The organism is Hymenobacter tenuis, from assembly GCF_054780495.1.
Genome location: NZ_BAAGWF010000004.1, coordinates 1024070 through 1042100 on the forward strand (window position 1 = coordinate 1024070; position 18031 = coordinate 1042100).

The 18031-nt window shown below is 57.1% G+C and carries 16 protein-coding genes; 7 read left to right on the plus strand and 9 right to left on the minus strand.

Annotation, left to right across the window (positions count from 1 at the left end; translation table 11 throughout):
* Positions 1–198: 198 nt before the first annotated feature.
* From ACYVGU_RS17950 to ACYVGU_RS17965, 4 genes are all read right to left on the minus strand, one after another.
* On the minus strand, positions 199–843 hold the full coding sequence (locus ACYVGU_RS17950; protein ID WP_460623171.1) for an O-methyltransferase: 645 nt from the start codon (positions 841–843) through the stop codon (positions 199–201).
* A gap of 57 nt (positions 844–900) precedes the next feature.
* A complete protein-coding gene (locus ACYVGU_RS17955; protein WP_460623172.1) occupies positions 901–1347 on the minus strand; it encodes a YDG/SRA domain-containing protein in 447 nt (148 codons plus the stop codon).
* Between the two features lie 90 nt (positions 1348–1437).
* Positions 1438–2670 carry a M16 family metallopeptidase gene (locus ACYVGU_RS17960; protein ID WP_460614007.1) on the minus strand — a complete coding sequence of 411 codons (1233 nt, stop codon included), beginning with the start codon at positions 2668–2670 and terminating at the stop codon, positions 1438–1440.
* A gap of 125 nt (positions 2671–2795) precedes the next feature.
* A complete protein-coding gene (locus ACYVGU_RS17965; RefSeq protein ID WP_460623174.1) occupies positions 2796–3842 on the minus strand; it encodes a glycosyltransferase family 9 protein in 1047 nt (348 codons plus the stop codon).
* A 356-nt stretch (positions 3843–4198) separates the two neighbouring features.
* Here ACYVGU_RS17965 and ACYVGU_RS17970 point away from each other — a divergent pair, with 356 nt between their 5' ends.
* The 3 genes from ACYVGU_RS17970 (at position 4199) to ACYVGU_RS17980 (ending at position 8003) form a co-directional block, all read left to right on the plus strand.
* Complete coding sequence (locus ACYVGU_RS17970) at positions 4199–5488, plus strand: Xaa-Pro aminopeptidase (protein WP_460623175.1); 1290 nt, start codon at positions 4199–4201, stop codon at positions 5486–5488.
* A 337-nt stretch (positions 5489–5825) separates the two neighbouring features.
* Positions 5826–7292 carry an OmpA family protein gene (locus ACYVGU_RS17975; RefSeq protein WP_460614010.1) on the plus strand — a complete coding sequence of 489 codons (1467 nt, stop codon included), beginning with the start codon at positions 5826–5828 and terminating at the stop codon, positions 7290–7292.
* 159 nt (positions 7293–7451) lie between these two features.
* On the plus strand, positions 7452–8003 hold the full coding sequence (locus ACYVGU_RS17980) for a DUF4252 domain-containing protein (protein ID WP_460614011.1): 552 nt from the start codon (positions 7452–7454) through the stop codon (positions 8001–8003).
* A gap of 140 nt (positions 8004–8143) precedes the next feature.
* Here the strand turns inward: ACYVGU_RS17980 and ACYVGU_RS17985 are convergent, their stop codons facing one another.
* The 3 genes from ACYVGU_RS17985 to ACYVGU_RS17995 all read right to left on the minus strand — a co-directional run bounded on the left by ACYVGU_RS17985 (position 8144) and on the right by ACYVGU_RS17995 (position 10877).
* Positions 8144–9709 (minus strand): hypothetical protein, encoded by a 1566-nt coding sequence (locus ACYVGU_RS17985; RefSeq protein ID WP_460623176.1) that lies wholly within the window; start codon positions 9707–9709, stop codon positions 8144–8146.
* Between the two features lie 168 nt (positions 9710–9877).
* Positions 9878–10285 (minus strand): EVE domain-containing protein, encoded by a 408-nt coding sequence (locus ACYVGU_RS17990; RefSeq protein ID WP_460623178.1) that lies wholly within the window; start codon positions 10283–10285, stop codon positions 9878–9880.
* Between the two features lie 196 nt (positions 10286–10481).
* Positions 10482–10877 carry a hypothetical protein gene (locus ACYVGU_RS17995; protein ID WP_460623179.1) on the minus strand — a complete coding sequence of 132 codons (396 nt, stop codon included), beginning with the start codon at positions 10875–10877 and terminating at the stop codon, positions 10482–10484.
* Positions 10878–11074: 197 nt separating this feature from the next.
* Between ACYVGU_RS17995 and ACYVGU_RS18000 the strand changes: the two genes are divergently transcribed.
* From ACYVGU_RS18000 to ACYVGU_RS18015, 4 genes are all read left to right on the plus strand, one after another.
* On the plus strand, positions 11075–12829 hold the full coding sequence (locus ACYVGU_RS18000) for a helix-hairpin-helix domain-containing protein (protein WP_460623180.1): 1755 nt from the start codon (positions 11075–11077) through the stop codon (positions 12827–12829).
* Positions 12830–12928: 99 nt separating this feature from the next.
* Complete coding sequence (locus ACYVGU_RS18005; RefSeq protein ID WP_460623181.1) at positions 12929–13993, plus strand: glycosyltransferase family 9 protein; 1065 nt, start codon at positions 12929–12931, stop codon at positions 13991–13993.
* Between the two features lie 121 nt (positions 13994–14114).
* Positions 14115–14573 carry an OsmC family protein gene (locus tag ACYVGU_RS18010; protein WP_460623182.1) on the plus strand — a complete coding sequence of 153 codons (459 nt, stop codon included), beginning with the start codon at positions 14115–14117 and terminating at the stop codon, positions 14571–14573.
* Between the two features lie 32 nt (positions 14574–14605).
* Complete coding sequence (locus tag ACYVGU_RS18015) at positions 14606–14872, plus strand: UBP-type zinc finger domain-containing protein (protein ID WP_460623183.1); 267 nt, start codon at positions 14606–14608, stop codon at positions 14870–14872.
* Between the two features lie 86 nt (positions 14873–14958).
* On the opposite strand, the gene ACYVGU_RS18020 is transcribed toward ACYVGU_RS18015, so the two are convergent.
* Both ACYVGU_RS18020 and paaZ read right to left on the minus strand, forming a co-directional pair.
* Positions 14959–15735 (minus strand): enoyl-CoA hydratase/isomerase family protein, encoded by a 777-nt coding sequence (locus ACYVGU_RS18020; protein ID WP_460623184.1) that lies wholly within the window; start codon positions 15733–15735, stop codon positions 14959–14961.
* Between the two features lie 209 nt (positions 15736–15944).
* The gene (gene paaZ, locus ACYVGU_RS18025) at positions 15945–17996 is read right to left on the minus strand and encodes a phenylacetic acid degradation bifunctional protein PaaZ (protein ID WP_460614020.1); all 2052 of its coding nucleotides are present in this window, start codon (positions 17994–17996) and stop codon (positions 15945–15947) included.
* Positions 17997–18031: the final 35 nt, after the last annotated feature.

Genomic DNA, 18031 nt, shown 5'->3' on the forward strand with positions numbered 1-18031 from the left:
ACGCAAAACCTGTCTAATCGTTTAATCCTATATTTCGGAGACGCCTGCTTTTGCCCCTAATTGTTGGGCTAGGCGCTGAAAACTAACTGTTTTATTTTTCAAACTGCCTATCAGCCCTAAAGGGTTTGCGGCTTTCGACAGCCTAGTAAAATCAGGTGTGCTTATGTGAGCGGCAAGTAAAGGTGCTGAATGGCAGGCCTACTTTTTTCGCACAAGCAGCAGCCCGTCGCGCATAGGCAAAAACACGTTTTCTACCCGCTCATCGGCTTGCACCTTGTCATTAAAAGCGCGCACGGCATGCGTGTCTTTGTCGGAGGGCTTCACGCAGTAGGAGTCCACTACTTTGCCGCCCCACAGCACATTATCCACAAGCAAAAATCCGCCGGGCCGCACGTGGGGCAATACCAGCTCGTAATAGGTGTCGTTGTTAATTTTATCGGCGTCGATAAACACGAGGTCCCAGGTCTCGGCCAGAGAGGGCACAATAGCGCGGGCATCTCCAATGTGCAGCTGAATTTGCTGCTCTAGCCCAGCTTCCTCCACGTAGCGCCTGATTCGGTCTTCCAGCTCTGGGTTTTGCTCCACGGTATGTAGCAGGCCATCAGGAGCCAGTCCTTCTGCCAAACACAGCGCCGAGTACCCAGTGAATGTACCCAGCTCCAGAACCCGCCGCGGCCGTACCATGTGGCTGAGCATGCTCAGCAAGCGGCCCTGCGCGTGGCCCGAAAGCATCCGGGCGTGCAGCAGCTGCACGTGGGTTTCGCGGTTGAGGCGGGCTAGGAGCGGGCTTTCAGCAGTGGTGTGGCGGTCGGCGTAGAGCTGGGCTTCGTCGGGAGAATACATACAGGAGAAATAAAGCGTCCGTTGCGGGCCTTGGGTAAAGCTTCAGATAACGGCAGTTCAAGGTAGGGTGGTAAACGGCACCAAATGGAACTTCCAGACCAAATACCCCGACTTGCCAGCTTCGTAAGCCGCCCCAATAACTTGGAACAAGCCCTCATAGCGGTAGCCACTGCCGGCCTCGGTAGCTACTTTGCGGAACACACGCACTGGTAGCCCCGTTTCCAGACTGCGTCGCAGCATCACGTTGCGCCCGGACATTTCCTGGTTGGTAGTTTGCTTGCCTGTGCGAGGGTCGCGGCCTCCGCTGCCCGAGTAAGTGATGTCCAGTTCGCGAAAATCATCGTCTTCGTACTGATCGGCCAGGATGATGGAATCGGCGCCTTCCGCCTCGCTGCCACTCACACCGGCTCGTGTGGGGCGGTGCAGGCCGGCCCGGCTTAAAGCCAAGCGGTTTTCCAGCACGTCGCCCGGGAGGTAGTAGCTGATGTGGCCGAAGATGGGCATAAGAAAGTGGAGGTGTTCCCGAAGGCCAAAACACCTGCCATCCGTTGCTTAGATGGCAGGTGCATGATGAAAAGTGAACTGGCCGCGCTACTACTCCGGCACGTATTGCAGCACGCTGAGGTTGTCCTCATGCAGCACGTCGTTGGCCAACTCCAGCAGTTGGGAAGAGGTGATGCGGCGCACCTGCTCGAAGATTTCGTTGATGCTTTCCACGCGGCCCAAGTCTAGGGTGCTTTTGGCCAGCAACTGCATTAGGCCGCTGTTGCTTTCCTCGGCCATGGCCAACTGGCCCATCAGTTGCTCCTTAGAGGTATGCAGCTGCGAGGTGCCTAGGGCTTGCTCACGTAGCCGCTTTAGCTCCTTCTGTACCAGCGAAATAGTGCGGTTTACCTGCTTCTTCTCAGTACCGAAGTAAATGCCAAACAGGCCCGTATCGGTGTAGGGTGAGTACGTGGCATCGATGGTATATACAAGGCCATATTTTTCACGCACGGCCAGGTTGAGGCGCGAGTTCATGCCGGGGCCGCCCAACAAGTTGTTCAGCAGGAAGAACGGAATGCGCCGCTCATCATGCAGGGCATAAGCGGGCCCGCCAATGAGGCAATGTGCCTGCGTAATGGGCTTGCGCTCCAGCCGCTCCAGGCGCTGATACCCGGTGAAGGGGGTGCGAGGCCGCGCCCCCAGCTTCGGAGGCAACGGAGCCAAGAATTTGTCGGCCAGGCGCTTTACTTCCTTGAAGGGCAGGTTGCTAACGGAGCTGAACACCAACCGGTCGGTGCGCACGTTGTCCTGCAGAAACTGCCGGAAATCGGCCTGCTGAAAGCCCGATACACTTTCGCGGGTTCCGAGAATATTATGCCCTAGCGTGTGGCGGGCAAACACTACATCATCAAAATCATCGATAATGGCGTCTTCGGGCGCGTCGTGGTACATGGCCATTTCCTCCAAAATCACACCGCGCTCCTTCTCAATTTCCTTTTCCGGAAACACGGAATGGAACGTGAGGTCAGTCAGCAGCTCAAACGCGCGCTCAAAGTGCGTGCTAAGCAGCGAGGCATAAAAGCAGATTTTCTCCTTGGTCGTGTACGCGTTCAGCTCGCCGCCCACCGTTTCGAGGCGGTTGAGGATATGAAAGCTTTTGCGCTTTTCGGTACCCTTGAAGGCCATGTGCTCCCAGAAATGGGCCAGGCCCAACTGGTGCGGTTTTTCATCGCGCGAGCCAATATCCAGCAGGAAACCGCAGTGCGCAATTTTGGTGTGTAAGACTTGTTTATGCAGAACCCGGATGCCGTTGGGCAACTCGTACAGGTCGTAATCAGACATTTTCTGGAATCTTGGGTAGGATAGAGCCGGGCAGTATAAGGCAAAAGCCAGCCCCGGTTCAGTATAACCACGCAGCTAGGCGAGTGGTTGCAAAGGTACGAAGCCTAGCGCCTAGGCCCAGAGTTTCAGCGAACCAGGCAGGTAGTAGCCTGAAACATTTCGGCCTCAACCAGCACATCCAGCAGCTGCTGCGTCCGGATGCCGTAGGCGCAACGGAAGTGGCCCAGGGGGCATTTGCGGTAGCCATGCAAGCCGCAGGGCTGGCACGTCAGTTCTTCCTCAATCTGCACTACTCTGGAAAATGGGCTGAGCGGACCGAAGCCAAAAAATGGTACTGTAGAGCAGTACACGGCACACACTGGCGCGCCCACCGAAGAGCACAAATGCATAGGTGCCGAGTCGTTGACGTAGTTCAGTACCGCTCCGCGCATCAGCGCCGCCGAAGCCAGCAGCGAGAGTTTACCAGACAGGTTTACCACGTTTGGGCGGCTAGTAGCGGCCTGAATGCGGGCGCATGCCTCCACATCGGGCGGGCCTCCGAGCAGGTATACCGTGTAGTGCGGGGGGAGGGCCGCCAGTAGCTTTAGCCACTGCTCTTCCGGAAACTGCTTGGTATACCACACGGAGGTTGGCGCCAAACAGATATAGGGGCCCACAGCCGCGTAAGGGGCTATTGCCGCTTCATCCTGCGGGCTGGGGTAGAGGCGGGGTGGCGTCAGGTGGCCTTCAAAAGCCGGATCCAGCAAATGCAGATTACGTGAAACCTCGTGCACGCCCGCTCCAATAACGTGCGGAATAGCGCGCGTAAACCGCACGGCAAAGGGGTTCTTATTAAACCCAATGCGCTCCGGGGCACCAGAAAAGGCCGTCAGGAAGCCAGTGCTGGCAAACCGCTGCAATGTAACCACGCGGCCATACTGTGCCTGCCGTATTTGCTGAAGCAGCTTCCAGAGGCCTTGGTATTTGTCCTTTTTCTTGTCCCAAACCAGAACCTGCCGCACGTGCGGATTGCCTTTCAGCAAGCCTTCATTGCCTTTGCGCACCAAAAAGTCAACGGGCGTACCAGGCTCGGTCAGATGCAAGTGTTCCAGCAGCGCCGTGGCTAAAATCACGTCGCCGATGAAGGCAGTTTGAATGAGCAGGACGGCGTGACGGGCAGGTGAATCGGGCATAATGCAATAGCAATATACAAAGATACCGCTTCGCATCATGTGCACTACTATATTGTCTTATTGCTAGATAGGAAAATGAGCATGCCAGCGTCCTGGGCAGAAGCACTTTCTTGAAAGCAACTGCCTCGTACTGTGGCTCGTTTGCGACAGATGGCTACCACCCACTGATAGCGCGCAAAGTGTTGTACTAGGTGCTAATTTGTAGCAAACCCTTTGCTCCACATACTGGGCGGTTGCGATGATTGGGAGGGATAGGCCCTGCTGATTTCCGTGCGGCAAAGCCGCGCGGAACTGCCTAACTTGCCCCGGCCGCTTTGGCGGTTTCCGTTTGTGCCACCTAATCGTCCCTTCCGCTCATGCGCTACGGCTCTATTTCGCCCGATTTATTTGTTGAGAACCGCCGCCGCTTCACCCAGCAGCTGCCCCCGGCTTCGCTTGCCATTTTCCAGTCCAACGACATCATGCCGACGAACGCCGACGGTACGATGCCTTTTCGCCAGAACAACGACCTGTTCTACCTTTCCGGGGTAGATCAGGAGGAGAGCATCCTGGTCATCTTCCCCGACGCCGTGCTGCCCCAGTACCGCGAAATCCTGTTCCTGAAGGAAACCAGCGAGCATATTCTGGTGTGGGAAGGCTACAAGCTGACCAAAGAGCAGGCCCGCGAGCAAACCGGCGTGCGCACCATTATGTGGCTAGAGCAATTCAAAACGGTGCTGCCGGCCCTCATGAATGAGGCTGAAAACGTGTTTTTGAACACCAACGAGCACATTCGGGCGGTGGTGGAGGTAGAAACCCGCGACGCGCGCTTCGGTAAGTGGCTGCGCGAAGCCTATCCGCTGCACACCTACCGCCGCGTTGCGCCCATCATGCACTACCTGCGCGCCATCAAGAGCGACGAGGAAATCCGGCTGATGCGCCGCGCGGCCGACATCACCGAAAAAGCATTTCGCCGGTTGCTGGGCTTCGTGAAGCCTGGCGTGATGGAGTATGAAATTGAGGCCGAAATCTACCACGAGTTCCTGCGTAATGCCTCGCGCGGCCCTGCGTATGGCAGCATCATTGCCTCCGGCGCCAACGCATGCATTCTGCACTACGTCTCGAACGACCGGGAATGCCAGGACGGCGACGTGCTCTTGATGGACTTCGGCGCGGAGTTCGCCAACTACGCCGCTGACCTCTCGCGCTCCATCCCCGTGAACGGCAAGTTCACGAAGCGCCAGCGCGACGTGTATGAAGCTGTGCTGCGCGTAATGAAATCGGCTACTTCGCAGCTGGTGGCGGGTAACAACATTGAGGAGTACCACGCCGCTGTGGGCCGCACCATGGAGCAGGAGCTGATTAAGCTAGACCTCCTGAATGCGTCCGATGTGAAAAACCAGGACCCTGCCGCACCGCTCTACAAGAAGTACTTCATGCACGGCACCTCGCACTATCTCGGCCTCGATGTGCACGATGTGGGCGCCAAGTACCGGGTGTTCGAGCCGGGCATGGTCTATACCTGTGAGCCGGGCATCTACATCCGCGAAGAGGGCTTAGGCATTCGTCTGGAAAATGATATTCTCATCACCAAAACCGGCAACGACGACCTGATGAAGAATATCCCGCTGGAAGTAGCCGACATAGAGCGCCTGATGCAACGCTAGTTGTTGGTACTACCCCTCTAAGAAGACCTAAACCAAAAAAAGTAGACGTCGCCCATAGGCAACGTCTACTTTTTTTTGATGTTTTTTAATTGACTTTATCTGATATTTAATTTTGTCTCTTAAAGAACAGTGCAATTGTACACTACATGCATATCTTTTAATATAAATTACTGAATATGTAGCTGTTGAGTAGGGTGGAGGAGAGATGAAAATGGGTTTTTACCGCAGAAAGGGCAACTTTATTTAAAAGAACGGGTATAGGCGGATAGTCTGGGATTATGTTATGCCGGCGGCGGCACCTTCCGCCTGTGCAATTACTTCACCTAATTTCGCCCTCATGAGACACATTTTAACAACCTCAACAGTCCTGGGTCTGACGCTGCTGGCGGCGGCCCCTCGGGCTCAGGCGCAGAACGCCGACCGCAAGACGGCCATCGGGCTCAACGTGAGTGCCATGCAGTACAAAGGCAACTTCGGCTCCGACTACTGGAAGTGGGGCGAAAACAAGTACGCACCGGGCATCACCATCAGCCGCTACCTGACCAGCGGCCTGGACCTGCAGCTGAGCGGCAACTACGTCGAGTTCAAGAAAACAGCCCCCAACAGCGCGCCCCTCTTCGGTTCCAACTTCGCGACCAACGTGGTCAATGTGAACTTGGGCCTGAAGTTTAAGCTGCTGGGCGAAGACTCGCCCGTACGCCCCTACTTGCTGGCAGCTCCCGGTCTGACGTACATGAGTCGTGAGAGCACCATCAACCGCAACAACCAGAACTCGGTTCTGAACGAAGACAAAAACCACTTCGACCTGTTCGGAGCAGCGGGTATTGACTTCCGTTTGGGTGATGCCGTGACCCTGTTTGTGCAGACCGGCCAGCACTTCCCGCTCAACGCCAACATCGACGGCGACCCAGCACGTGATGACAACAAAATTGACGACCGGTTCCTGCAGCACACCATCGGTTTCAACTTTGCCTTGGGCAAAGCCAAAGACACCGATGTGGACGGCGTTCCGGACCGCAAAGACAAATGCCCCGATACGCCTTCGGGCGTAGCAGTAGACGAGAATGGCTGCCCGCTTGACGGCGATAAGGACGGCGTTCCAGATTACCAAGATCAGTGCCCCACCGAAGCTGGTACGGCTGCTATGCAGGGCTGCCCTGATAAAGACAGCGACGGTGTAGCGGACAAAGACGATGAGTGCCCAGACCAGGCTGGCCTGCCCGCACTGCGCGGCTGCCCAGATGCTGACGGCGACGGCGTAGCTGACAAAAACGACAAATGCCCCGATACGCCTGCTGGTACGCAGGTTGACGCCAACGGCTGCCCCTTGGTAGTTGACGCTGACGGCGACGGTGTTCCAGACAGCGCCGACAAGTGCCCCGATACCCCGAAAGGCGGTAAAGTAGACGCCAACGGCTGCCCTATGGAAATTGATCCGGGCGTACGTAAGCTGGAACAGCCTATCCGCTTCGAGACCAACAGCACTGTTATCAAGCGCACCTCGTATGGCACGCTCGATAAGATGGTGAAAGCCCTCAACGACCACCCTGAGTACAGCCTGCGCGTAATTGGCCACGCTGACTCACGCGGTACCGATGAGTACAACCAAGCGCTGTCGGAGCGTCGGGCTGGTTCGGTGAAGCGTTACTTCACTGGCAAGAAGCTTGATCCTTCGCGCATCGTGACGGAAGGCCGTGGTGAGTCGGAGCCATCTGCCCCGAACACTTCGTCGAAGAACATGTCGCAGAACCGTCGGGTAGAGTTCAAGTTTGAATTCTTCATCCCGAATGCTCCTCAGCCCTAAGGCACCGGAGTAGCTAGCAAAAAAGGCGGCGTACCAGTAGGTGCGCCGCCTTTTTGCTGTAGTTCTTACTAGGTGCTTCCAGCGTTATAACCCAACACGGCCAACAGCCGGCGCCCTAGCTGCGTACAGGCAGAATCTTTTCCCTTATCTCAACCTTCCATGAAACTTCGCAATTACTCTTTTCTGCTGGCAGTAGTGCTTCTCTTACTGGCCGGCTGTCGGGCCAGCGGGCCTGGTACTCCGGCGCGCACTGTAGCCGAGTTCTTTAACAAGTACGAAAACCGACCTGGCTTCAAGGCAACCGATTGGAACGCCGGCCTCACTACCCGTTTTTTACTAGGCAAGATTGGCAAGCTGGGCGGCGACAACGACATCAGCCAGGCCCTGACGGCTGTGCGTAGCGCCAAGGTGATTACGTTTGCGCCCACCACCAACAGTGCTCGTGATTTGGTAACTGAGGGCCTCACGAAAGAGGTAGAAGGCCTGCTGGCCAATGAGCGCTATACCCCGCTGGTAGTGGCCGAAACCGATAACCCTAACCGCCTGCGCTACTCGGTGCGCGAGCAAGGTGGGCGCGTTTCGGAGTTTGTAGTAGTAGGCAATCAGGGCTCTACCGACTCGTTTTTCATGGCATCGGTAGCCGGCAACTTTACCCGTGAGCAGGTTGGCCAATTGGTGAAAGTATTGCCTAATGTGGTAGATGGGTTATAAGAGCCTATTCTAGCCAAGGATATACAGCAACGTGCCCCTCCTGCTTGCAGGAGGGGCACGTTGCTGTTGTGGGCAGTTGATGAGGCTTAGGCAGCTAGTACCCGGCCTGTAGTGCGGTTTGCCATTGATAGGAGGCTAGTCTACTCAAAGTCCAGCACGTTGATGAAGAACACGTCGCGGGCTTCTCCCTTCTCAATGCGCACGTGTTGGTAGCCCATGGCCAAAAAACGGCTGCCATACCAGGTTTGGAGTTCTTCCTGCTTGGTTTCCGTTGCTTTTTCCTTGACGTCTGACATGGTGGTTCTTAGCAGCACCTGCCAGTCGTTTGGGGAGGAGACATCCCGGTCGATGATTTTGTAGTGGAACTCGTCTTTTTTGAGGTAAGCCAGGGCAATGCGTCGGCCATCGGCCAATGGGCGCGCCCGCACGTTCTCCTGCAAATCAAAACGCTCCATTTCCTTCAAGATAAACGAGTTATCCCAAAGTAAATTCCCTTGACGGTCGAAACCACAAACCAGGGCTTGGGTGGTGCGGTAGCCTTCGCTGCGGCGGCCGTTGTAGGTGTTGTAGTAGCGGGAAAGGGAATTTAGGCCGCCGTAGCCGTAGTAACTATTTGCCGGAAGGCCATAGTTGCCAAAACCGGTGTTGCTATAGCGCGGATAATAGACCTCTGATACCAGCACGTAGCCGTCGCGGGTGGGCATCATATCGTGCATCAGCAGCATGTAGCGGTGCCGATACTGCCGGTCAGAAGCGCGGAGCTGTGCGCTCTTTTTGCGCATACGGGCCAGACGTGCGGGCTTCATGAAATCGAAGAAATGCTTCAGGTTCAGGAAATCGTAGTAGCGCAGGGAGCGGCGCTGGCCGGTGGCCGTGACGCCCGCGTTCAGATCAGAAGCAAAAAGGCCCTGAGAGTAGCGGGAGTCGCGGAGGGTGTAAGTGCCGGCCAGCAGGCGGGCAGCGCTGTCGCCGGGGCTTAGTTGCGCATCTAGCAGGCCTCGCTCGCTGCTGGCCTGCACAAACTCAGAGCGCAGCAACGAGCCATCATCGGCCAGCTGCTTGAGCTGCAGGCGCGACTTAAAGCCGTTGCTTTCGCTTAAAATCAGCTCGGCGCGCTTGGTAGCTGAGTCGGCCAGGAATGTGAAACGGCTGGGCAGCGGCTCGTAAATAGAAGGCAGAAACCGGAACTCGGCCTTTTGCAGATCCAGCAATAGTAGCGTGAGGTGCTGATCTACTTCCACCGTCACGAACAGGTTGCCGTCCAGCGCTTTCAGGTCATGCACTTGGCGGGTGCGCTTGGTTTCAAACTCGCCGGTGCCTAGCTCACCCGTGCGAGAATCGAAGGCTGCTACCCACAACGTGCCCTGGTCGGTGCCTTGAAAAAGGGCGTACACATCAGTGCCTTCTGAGCAAACCTCCAATAGCTCATAACTACGCGGCACGGGTACGTCTACCTTCTTAACCGGCTTAAGGTCTCTATCGAACTTCTGAAAATAAAACTCGGGCTTGCCGGCCAACAGTGGGTCTTTCTCAATCAGGAGCACCAGGCTACTGTCTTCGAGTAGGGGCTGTACCTGCACACTGCTGGTGTAGGTTTCTAGGGGCAGCTCTAGGCGCAGGAGTTGCCGCGGCTCTACTGCCGGCTTCTGTGCCAGCGCCACGGTAACGCCTGAAAAAAGGCAGATAAGAAAATATAGTTTTTTCATAACGCAGGCTGGAAAAGCGAAGCGTGAGTTGCTTAAGTAAGATACGGCGAATGCGCCGTATCGCCTAACCTCTCCGTCCTGATTATGATGCCGTAATGCCTGAAAATGCACACTGCCCGCCCAAATAAATGGCGCGGGCAGTGCCTGCTATGCTTAAAGGCTTAGTGACTAGCTTCCTAGCTCCAATATAACATCAAACTCCTCCGGCTTCAGGGGCATAACCGAGAGGCGCGACTGGCGCAGCAATCCAATCTGGGTGAGGCGCTCATCTTGCTTAATCTGGGCTAGAGTAACGGGGCGGGACAGGGGCTCATGCGGTTGGAGGTGCACGGCTACCCAGCCGCTGCCGGCTTCGGCGGTGGTATCGGGTGCGGCGGCGGCGGCTACTTTGGCCACGCCCACCACCTGCTTGTCGGTTACGCTGTGATAGTACAGTACTAGGTCGCCGGGCTGCATTTGCTGCAGAAAGTTGCGGGCCTGAAAGTTGCGCACCCCCGTCCAGTCGGTGCTGCCGTCACGGTTAAAATCGGCCCAGGAATAGGCCGCAGGTTCAGATTTTACCAGCCAATGATTCATGGGGTGCAAGCTACGAAAGAAGCACTAGGCCTTGGTAGCACCGCAAGTAGGTTTCACGAAAGTGAGGGGCTAGTACCTGAGCCGGGCTAGCAGTTTGCTGACCCACGGAAGAGAATGTAATCGATTCTCGTCCTAGTTAGGGCAAAGAAAAAGGCTCTACCCAGTAGAGCCTTTTTGATGGGAACACAATGGCAGCTTATTTTTCCAGCCGCCGGATTTTCAACACGTCGTTTTCCAACGATACAATCTGCAGTTTGTAGTCCGCGTCTCTTTTGTCGTCGAGCATGATGCGGATGGTATTGTCGCCTTCGGCCTGCCAGCGGCCTTTGCGGCCTTCAATGCCATCGGTGGGGGCAATATCATACTGGGTAAAGAGGCCGTTGTGGTCGAAGGCAAACCCGGTGCGGCCGCGCGAGGGCGGGAAAGCATACGTGTTGGGCCGGTACACCCGGATGTCGCCCTGGTCCTCTTCATGGGCGTGCAGCCAGGTGCGCTCCAGTTGTTGTAGTTTCATGGCGGTTTTGGGATCGTTGTTGCAGGTAGCAGCGAGCAGCAGCACGCTCAGGCAGCACAGCAAAGTGAACAGACGCATAGTGGTGGCAGGTTGTGTATGGAAGGCAGTACGTAGAGAAGTGCGCGCCGGTGGCAGCCATTCGGGAAGGGCTTGCGTACCTGCACAAGGAAGGCTGACCCGGCTTATGGCACCCAATGTAAGCAAAATGGTTGCGGGCTAGGGTCAATTCCTCTTGAACTCCCAAAAGCACCACCTACACGCTACCTTTGCCCCCTATGGATAACCGCGCCCTCATCCGAGCTTTCCGCCTCGCCGCCCAGCTGTTAGAACTGCACGAGGAAAACCCCTTCAAGATTCGGGCCTATGAGGGTACCGTGAATGCCTTGGAGCAGCTGAGTGTGCCCGTGGCTACGCTGGAGCGCCACGGCCTGCCCGACCGCACCGGCCTCAGCAAAACCGCCGCCGCCAAAGTAGCCGAAATGCTCGATACGGGCTCGTTTGAGGAACTGACGCGTCTGCTCAGCATCACGCCGCCTGGTGTAGTGGAGCTGCTGAGCGTGAAAGGCATTGGTCCCAAGAAAATCCGGAGCTTGTGGAAAGAGCTAGGCATTGAAAGCCCCGAGCAACTGCGCGAAGCTGCCGAAAACGATGAAGTAAGCAAACTCAAAGGCTTCGGCAAGAAAACCCAGGATTCCATTCTGGCGGCCCTGGAATTCACCAGCCAAAGCCGCGGCAAGCTGCTGTACCCGCAAGCCGAGGAACTGGCCGAAGACCTAGCCCGGCGTATTGGCGAGCTGGCCGGCGTAGCGCAAACAGCCGTAGCCGGCGAAGTGCGCCGCCGCCTCGAAACCATTGAAGCCGTAACGGTAGTAGCCGCAACCACCCAGCCGGCGCGGGTGCACGAGCTTCTGAACTCCTTTGATGGTCTTTCACCCGACCCCAAACGCAGCGGCCCCTATGCGTGGCGCGGGGTAGCTACTCCTTCGGGAGTTAGGGTAGAGGTAGTGCTGGTGTCACCCGAAAACTTCACCAATCAACTGTTGCTGCACTCGGCCGCCGAAGCACACCTAGTAGGCCCTCTGACCGAAGAGCCCCGCCCCGGCCAACCTACTAGCCTCCGCCAGCTGCTAAAGCGGGAGCGGTTTGCTACCGAGCAGAAAGCCTACCAGCGTGCTGGGCTGCAGTACGTAGAGCCCGAGCTGCGCGAAGGGCTAGGCGAGCTAGAGCTGGCCCGCGAAAACAAGCTGCCTCAGCTGCTGGAAGATGCCGACCTGCGTGGCTCCCTGCACAACCACAGCACCTACTCCGACGGCAGCCACTCCTTGCGCGAGATGGCCACCTTCTTGCGCGACCAAGGCTACGAATACCTCGGCATCTGCGACCATTCGCAGGCGGCGCACTACGCCAACGGCCTCTCGCCGGAGCGCGTGCGCCAGCAGCAGCGCGAGATTGAGGAGCTCAACCAGGAGCTGGCGCCGTTCCGCATTTTCAAAGGCATTGAGTCAGATATTCTTTCCGATGGCTCCCTCGACTATCCCCCCGCGGTGCTCGAAACCTTCGATTTCATTGTGGCCTCGGTGCACTCCAACCTGAAAATGGATGAGCGCAAAGCCACCGCCCGGGTGCTGCGCGCCGTGGAAAACCCTTATACCACCATGCTGGGCCACCCCACCGGCCGCCTGCTGCTGCGCCGCGAAGGGTATCCGCTCGACCACAAAACCATTATTGATGCCTGCGCTCAGCACAACGTCATCATCGAAATCAACGCTAACCCCTGGCGCCTCGACCTCGACTGGCGCTGGGTACGCTACGCCCTCGACCAGGGCGTGCAGCTCAGCATCAATCCCGACGCACACCACACCAACGGCTACGCCGACATGCGCTACGGCGTGCTGATGGGCCGCAAAGGCGGCCTCACCAAGGCCATGACGTTTAATACTAAATCGGCTGCGGAGGCTGCCGAGTACTTTGCCAAGCGCAAAGCCGGTATTAAGCCCCCACTGGAGTTCAAGGATTCGTTGTTTGGATAACCAGTTTTTAGGTGCCAGTTGCCAATGGCACGCTACCGGGCTTCTTGTGAACCTGGTAACGTACCACTAGCAACTGGCCCCTGAAACCAGCTCACCCGTATGAAAATCCTTGTTCTGCGCTTTTCTTCCATCGGCGACATTGTCCTGACGACGCCTGTAGTGCGGTGCCTGAAACTACAGGTGCCGGGCGCGCAGGTGCATTTTGCTACCAAGCCCGGCTTCCGCAGCTTCCTCGAGCCTAATCCCTACATCGATAAGGTGCATTGCCTCACTGGCTCGTTGCAGGAGCTGGTAGCCGAGCTGAAGGCTGAGCAGTTTGACTTCGTGGTAGATTTGCACCATAACCTGCGCACCTCGCTTATTAAAGCGCAACTCGGCGTAAAATCGGCGTCGTTTGATAAGCTGAACTGGCGCAAGTGGCTGCTCGTGAATCTGAAGATTAACACCCTGCCGCGCGTGCACATCGTGGACCGGTACCTGGCGGCGGCGGCTTCGCTAGGGGTAAAGAACGACGGACAAGGGCTAGACTACTTTATTCCGGCCAAGGATGAAGTAGACCTGAGCACGACCCTACCTATCAGTTTTCAGCAGGGCTACGTGGCCTTCGCTATTGGAGCCCAGCATGCCACCAAGCGCCTGCCCGTTGAGCGGATTATTGAGCTCTGCGGCCTGTTGCGCCAGCCCGTAGTGCTGCTAGGTGGCCCCGAGGATGAAAGTACCGGCCACGTCATTGAGTTGGCCTTCGACAACGAGGTAGCAACCTCTCCGCCCGCGCCGGGCCGCATTCCGGAAAGCCCATATTATTTCCCTAGGCCTACCGAGGCGCCCGAAGCCCGCACAATCATTTTTAACGCCTGCGGTAAATTCAACCTTAACCAGTCGGCGTCCTTGGTGCGGCAGGCCAGGTTTGTAGTCAGCCACGACACCGGCCTGATGCACATTGCCTCTGCTTTCCGCAAGGAGATATTCAGCGTGTGGGGCAACACGGTGCCGGAGTTTGGCATGTACCCCTACCGCACAGAGTTTCGCATTCTGGAGGTGAAAGATTTACCGTGCCGGCCGTGCTCAAAAATTGGCTATGCCAAGTGCCCGCAAGGTCACTTCCGCTGCATGCGCGACATCCAATTCAACCTGGACCTGCCCCCATCTCGCGACGGACGTTAAGCTTGGCCTGGGGTTAGTGTGGAGGCAGATTTGTAGCTTATTAGCGCAATAGAGTTCGGCTGCCAGATGAGCTATGCGCTGCCCCGCCGATAGTAGAAGTTTTCCTAGCCCTTTGTACGCCATGAACCCAGAAGCTGCTACTCCCAATTCGGCCACCGTCGTGGTGAAAGTAGGTGCCGAAGCCCTGCTAGCCGAAATTCAGGCCGGCCGGCATACCTACTTTGTTGATGAGCCAGTAGCGGTAGGCGGGCACGACAGTGGGCCGACACCGTATGACTTGCTACTCTCGGCGCTAGGTGCCTGCACGGCCATAACCCTGCGCCTCTATGCCACCCAGAAAAAGTGGCCGCTCGAAGGTATTGAAGTCCGGCTGAGTCACCAGCGCGTGCACCGCCTAGATTGCGATAAGTGTGAACAGCCGGGCCAGATGCTGGAAGAAATACGCAAGGAACTGCTGCTGCTAGGTCCGCTTTCCGCTGAGCAGCGCCAGCGCCTGCACGCCATTTCCGAAAAGTGCCCTGTCCAGAAAACCCTGACCAGCGGCGCTCTCCGCGTTGTCACCGAAATAGTAGAAAGCTAACGAGTTTTTTCACCTGATTTCCTTAACTGGCTATGGCTCTCTGTTCTCATTTGCAAGCAGTTGAAACGGTGCTGCCAGCACCCACTGAGCACGTCTGTCCCGAATGCGTAGCCATGGGCTCCCAATGGGTGCACCTGCGCGTGTGCCAAACCTGCGGCCACGTCGGCTGCTGCGACTCGTCGCCGAACCAGCACGCCACCCGGCATTTTCAGGCCAGCCAGCACCCGGTAGTCACCTCCGCTGAACCCGGCGAGCAGTGGGCCTGGTGCTACCTGGATCAGCAACTGGCCGAATACTAGGCCTTGTAGTAAAACAAAGCCCCGTCACCTCTTGGCAGGTGACGGGGCTTTCTCGTTGTTGTGAGGCTAGTAAGCAAGACTAGGTCCTATTTGCTCTTGAAGTGCTGAATGGCTTTCCGGGTGAACTCCGACAGCACCAACCGGCCACTGATGGCCGCCCGCTCTACCAGCAACTGGTCCCAGTGTTCGGTGCCGGCCCAAATAACGCGCTTTAAATCTGTGAGGGCTTCCGGATTGTAGGCCGCCAGCTTAGTAGCAAAGGCTTGCACTGCCGCATCCAACTCTTCTTCGGTATCCAACAGTTCGGCGTACAGGCCTTTCTCTTGGGCCCAAGCCGCTGAGCGGAACTCGGCAGCATCCAGCGTCAGCTGCGCGTAGGCGGCTACGCCAATTTTGCGCTCCACGGCCGGCCCTACCACAAACGGACCAATGCCCACTACCAGCTCGCTTAGCTTCACTGAGGCCTGGGCGCTGGCAAAGCAGTAATCCGTAGAGGCGGCTACGCCCACGCCCCCGCCAATCGCCTTGCCCTGCACCCGGCCAATGATGACTTTAGGCGAGGTGCGGCAAGCGTTAATCACCTTCGCGAAGCCCGAGAAGAACGCCAGCCCTTGCGCTTCGTCTTCAATGGCAATCAGCTCATCGAAGCTGGCGCCAGCACAAAATGTGCGGCTGCCTTCGCTGCGCAGCACAATAACCTTAGCCGACGCGTTCTGACCTACGGTTGTTATTGTTTCGGCAAGCTCCGTGAGCAGCGCACTAGGCAGGGAGTTGTGGCTGGGATGAAAGAAGCTGATAGTGGCAATGCCTTGTGCATCGAGAGTGGTTTCAACGCGGCCAGCGGCTAGGGTATCGGTATTCATGGAGGTGAGTTGTTTAGATGCTATAGTTACAAACTAGCTCCCCTTCTCAGAAGAGGAGGGGTTGGGGGTGGTTGACTTGGCCTAGAACAACCTATACTTGATCGTCATTCCGAGGGGAGTTGAGGAATGACCGGCTGGGTAAACAACGATTGTCAACCACCCCCAACCCCTCCTCATCTGAGGAGGGGAGCTAGTAACTAGGGCTTACTTTATTCCTGGTTCTTTTTCTTGACCATTGTCAGGATGGTGGCTACGGCTACGGTTTCGCCGGTTTCATCCGATACATCTACCAGCCAGCGCACAATGCCTTTGGCTACGTCTTCAGCGTCACGCTTTTCCTGCCCTATTTTCTCTTTCACGGTCAGCTTCACGCCAATGGTCATGCCCGGGTACACGGGTTTGGTGAAGCGGCACTCGTCGAGGCCATAGTTCAGCAGAACGGGCCCTTTGCGCGGGTCCACGAACATGCCGGCGGCTTTGCTCAGAATGTAATAGCCGTGGGCCACACGGCCCGTGAAGAGTGTTCCTTCCAACGACGTAGCATCAACGTGAGCGTAGAAATTGTCGCCGGAAACCTGTGCAAAATTGGTAATGTCCGACTCCGTTACGGTGTGGCGGTGCGTGGTGTACGTCTGCCCAATTTCCAGTTCCTCGAAGTAGTGCTGGAAGGGGTGCTTGTCCTTCTCAATCTGCTTGGCTTTGGGCTGATATACTTCCGTAATGGCCGTAATCATGCTCGGCGAACCCTGAATAGCCACGCGCTGCATAAAGTGCTCTACACCGCGCATGCCGCCCATTTCCTGTCCGCCGCCCGCGCGGCCGGGGCCGCCATGAATCAGCAAGGGGAGGGGTGAGCCATGGCCGGTGCTTTCCTTCGCTACCTCTCCGTTGATAACCAAGATGCGGCCGTGGTGCGTGGCGGCGCCCAGCACAAAGTCCTGGGCTGTGCGTGGGTCGTTGGTAGCCACCGAGCACACCAACGAGCCTTTGCCCATGTTGGAGAGCGTAATGGCTTCGTCGAGGTTTTTGTACGGCATAAGGGTAGCAACGGGCCCGAAAGCCTCTACCTCATGCGAGTCAGTGTACTTAAACGGCTCGGAGTTCAGCAGCACAATCGGCGACATGAACGCGCCGGTTTTGCAGTCGCCGCCAATTACCTGCACGTTGTCTAGGTCGCCGTACACGATAGGCGTATTTTTGGCTAGCTCCCGCACTTGCTCTCGCACGCGGTTGGCTTGCGTCATGTTCACGAGGGCGCCCATGCGCACACCTTCGGCCTGCGGATGGCCAACGGTGGTTTGGGCCAGGGCCTTGCCTAGGGCAATCTGTACGTCTTCGAGCAGGTTTTCAGGCACAATAGCGCGGCGAATGGCCGTGCATTTCTGGCCCGCCTTTGCCGTCATTTCCTTCCGGATTTCCTTGATAAACAAGTCGAACTCTACGGTGCCCGGCACGGCATCCGGCCCTAGCACCGCCGCGTTCAGCGAGTCGGCTTCCATTGTAAACGGCACGGCTTCGGCCACAATACGAGGGTGCGCCTTCAGCTTGCGACCGGTTTCCGCCGAGCCCGTGAAGGTCACCACGTCCTGATACGTCACGTGGTCCAAGATGCCCTGGCCGGTGCCGCATACTAGCTGCAACGCGCCTTCCGGCAGAATTTTGGAGGCAATGATTTCGCGTACAACGGCCTCAGTTAAGTATGCTGTGGGAACAGCCGGCTTCACGATGGCCGGCATGCCGGCTAGTAGGTTCACGGCAATCTTCTCCAGCATGCCCCAAATGGGGAAGTTGTAGGCATTGATGTGCACGGCCACGCCTTCCTTCGGCACCAGTATGTGGTGGCCCATGAAATTGCCCGCCTTCGACAGCGCAATCGGGTCCGACTCCACGTAGAATGGCTTATCGGGGAATTTGCGGCGCAGGGAGGCGTTGGCAAACAGGTTACCGATGCCCCCCTCAATGTCAATCCAGGAGTCGGCGCGGGTGGCACCGCTGCGGTAGCTGAGCGTGTAGAAGTCTTCTTTCTTGCTGTCGAGGTACAGGGCAAGCGCTTTAATCATGCGGCCGCGCTCATGGAAAGTCATCTTGCGCAGGGCCTGGTTGCCGGTGCGGCGGGCGTAATCGAACATGGCCGCGTAGTCGAGACCTTCGCCATTGGCAATGGCAACGACCTCGCCGGTAGAGGCATCGTACAGCTCTTGCTGCTCGCCCGAGCCAGCCATCCAGCGGCCCAGAGCGTAGTTTTCGAGGGTGGGAGTCATATCGGTCGGGAGGGAATTAGGAGGTTTGAAGAGGA

Bases quoted from the DNA above. Each gene is read 5' to 3' on its own strand.
- ACYVGU_RS17950 (WP_460623171.1), bottom strand. From the start codon at position 843: ATGTATTCTCCCGACGAAGCCCAGCTCTACGCCGACCGCCACACCACT.
- ACYVGU_RS17955 (WP_460623172.1), bottom strand. From the start codon at position 1,347: ATGCCCATCTTCGGCCACATCAGCTACTACCTCCCGGGCGACGTGCTG.
- ACYVGU_RS17960 (WP_460614007.1), bottom strand. From the start codon at position 2,670: ATGTCTGATTACGACCTGTACGAGTTGCCCAACGGCATCCGGGTTCTG.
- ACYVGU_RS17965 (WP_460623174.1), bottom strand. From the start codon at position 3,842: ATGCCCGATTCACCTGCCCGTCACGCCGTCCTGCTCATTCAAACTGCC.
- ACYVGU_RS17970 (WP_460623175.1), top strand. From the start codon at position 4,199: ATGCGCTACGGCTCTATTTCGCCCGATTTATTTGTTGAGAACCGCCGC.
- ACYVGU_RS17975 (WP_460614010.1), top strand. From the start codon at position 5,826: ATGAGACACATTTTAACAACCTCAACAGTCCTGGGTCTGACGCTGCTG.
- ACYVGU_RS17980 (WP_460614011.1), top strand. From the start codon at position 7,452: ATGAAACTTCGCAATTACTCTTTTCTGCTGGCAGTAGTGCTTCTCTTA.
- ACYVGU_RS17985 (WP_460623176.1), bottom strand. From the start codon at position 9,709: ATGAAAAAACTATATTTTCTTATCTGCCTTTTTTCAGGCGTTACCGTG.
- ACYVGU_RS17990 (WP_460623178.1), bottom strand. From the start codon at position 10,285: ATGAATCATTGGCTGGTAAAATCTGAACCTGCGGCCTATTCCTGGGCC.
- ACYVGU_RS17995 (WP_460623179.1), bottom strand. From the start codon at position 10,877: ATGCGTCTGTTCACTTTGCTGTGCTGCCTGAGCGTGCTGCTGCTCGCT.
- ACYVGU_RS18000 (WP_460623180.1), top strand. From the start codon at position 11,075: ATGGATAACCGCGCCCTCATCCGAGCTTTCCGCCTCGCCGCCCAGCTG.
- ACYVGU_RS18005 (WP_460623181.1), top strand. From the start codon at position 12,929: ATGAAAATCCTTGTTCTGCGCTTTTCTTCCATCGGCGACATTGTCCTG.
- ACYVGU_RS18010 (WP_460623182.1), top strand. From the start codon at position 14,115: ATGAACCCAGAAGCTGCTACTCCCAATTCGGCCACCGTCGTGGTGAAA.
- ACYVGU_RS18015 (WP_460623183.1), top strand. From the start codon at position 14,606: ATGGCTCTCTGTTCTCATTTGCAAGCAGTTGAAACGGTGCTGCCAGCA.
- ACYVGU_RS18020 (WP_460623184.1), bottom strand. From the start codon at position 15,735: ATGAATACCGATACCCTAGCCGCTGGCCGCGTTGAAACCACTCTCGAT.
- paaZ (WP_460614020.1), bottom strand. From the start codon at position 17,996: ATGACTCCCACCCTCGAAAACTACGCTCTGGGCCGCTGGATGGCTGGC.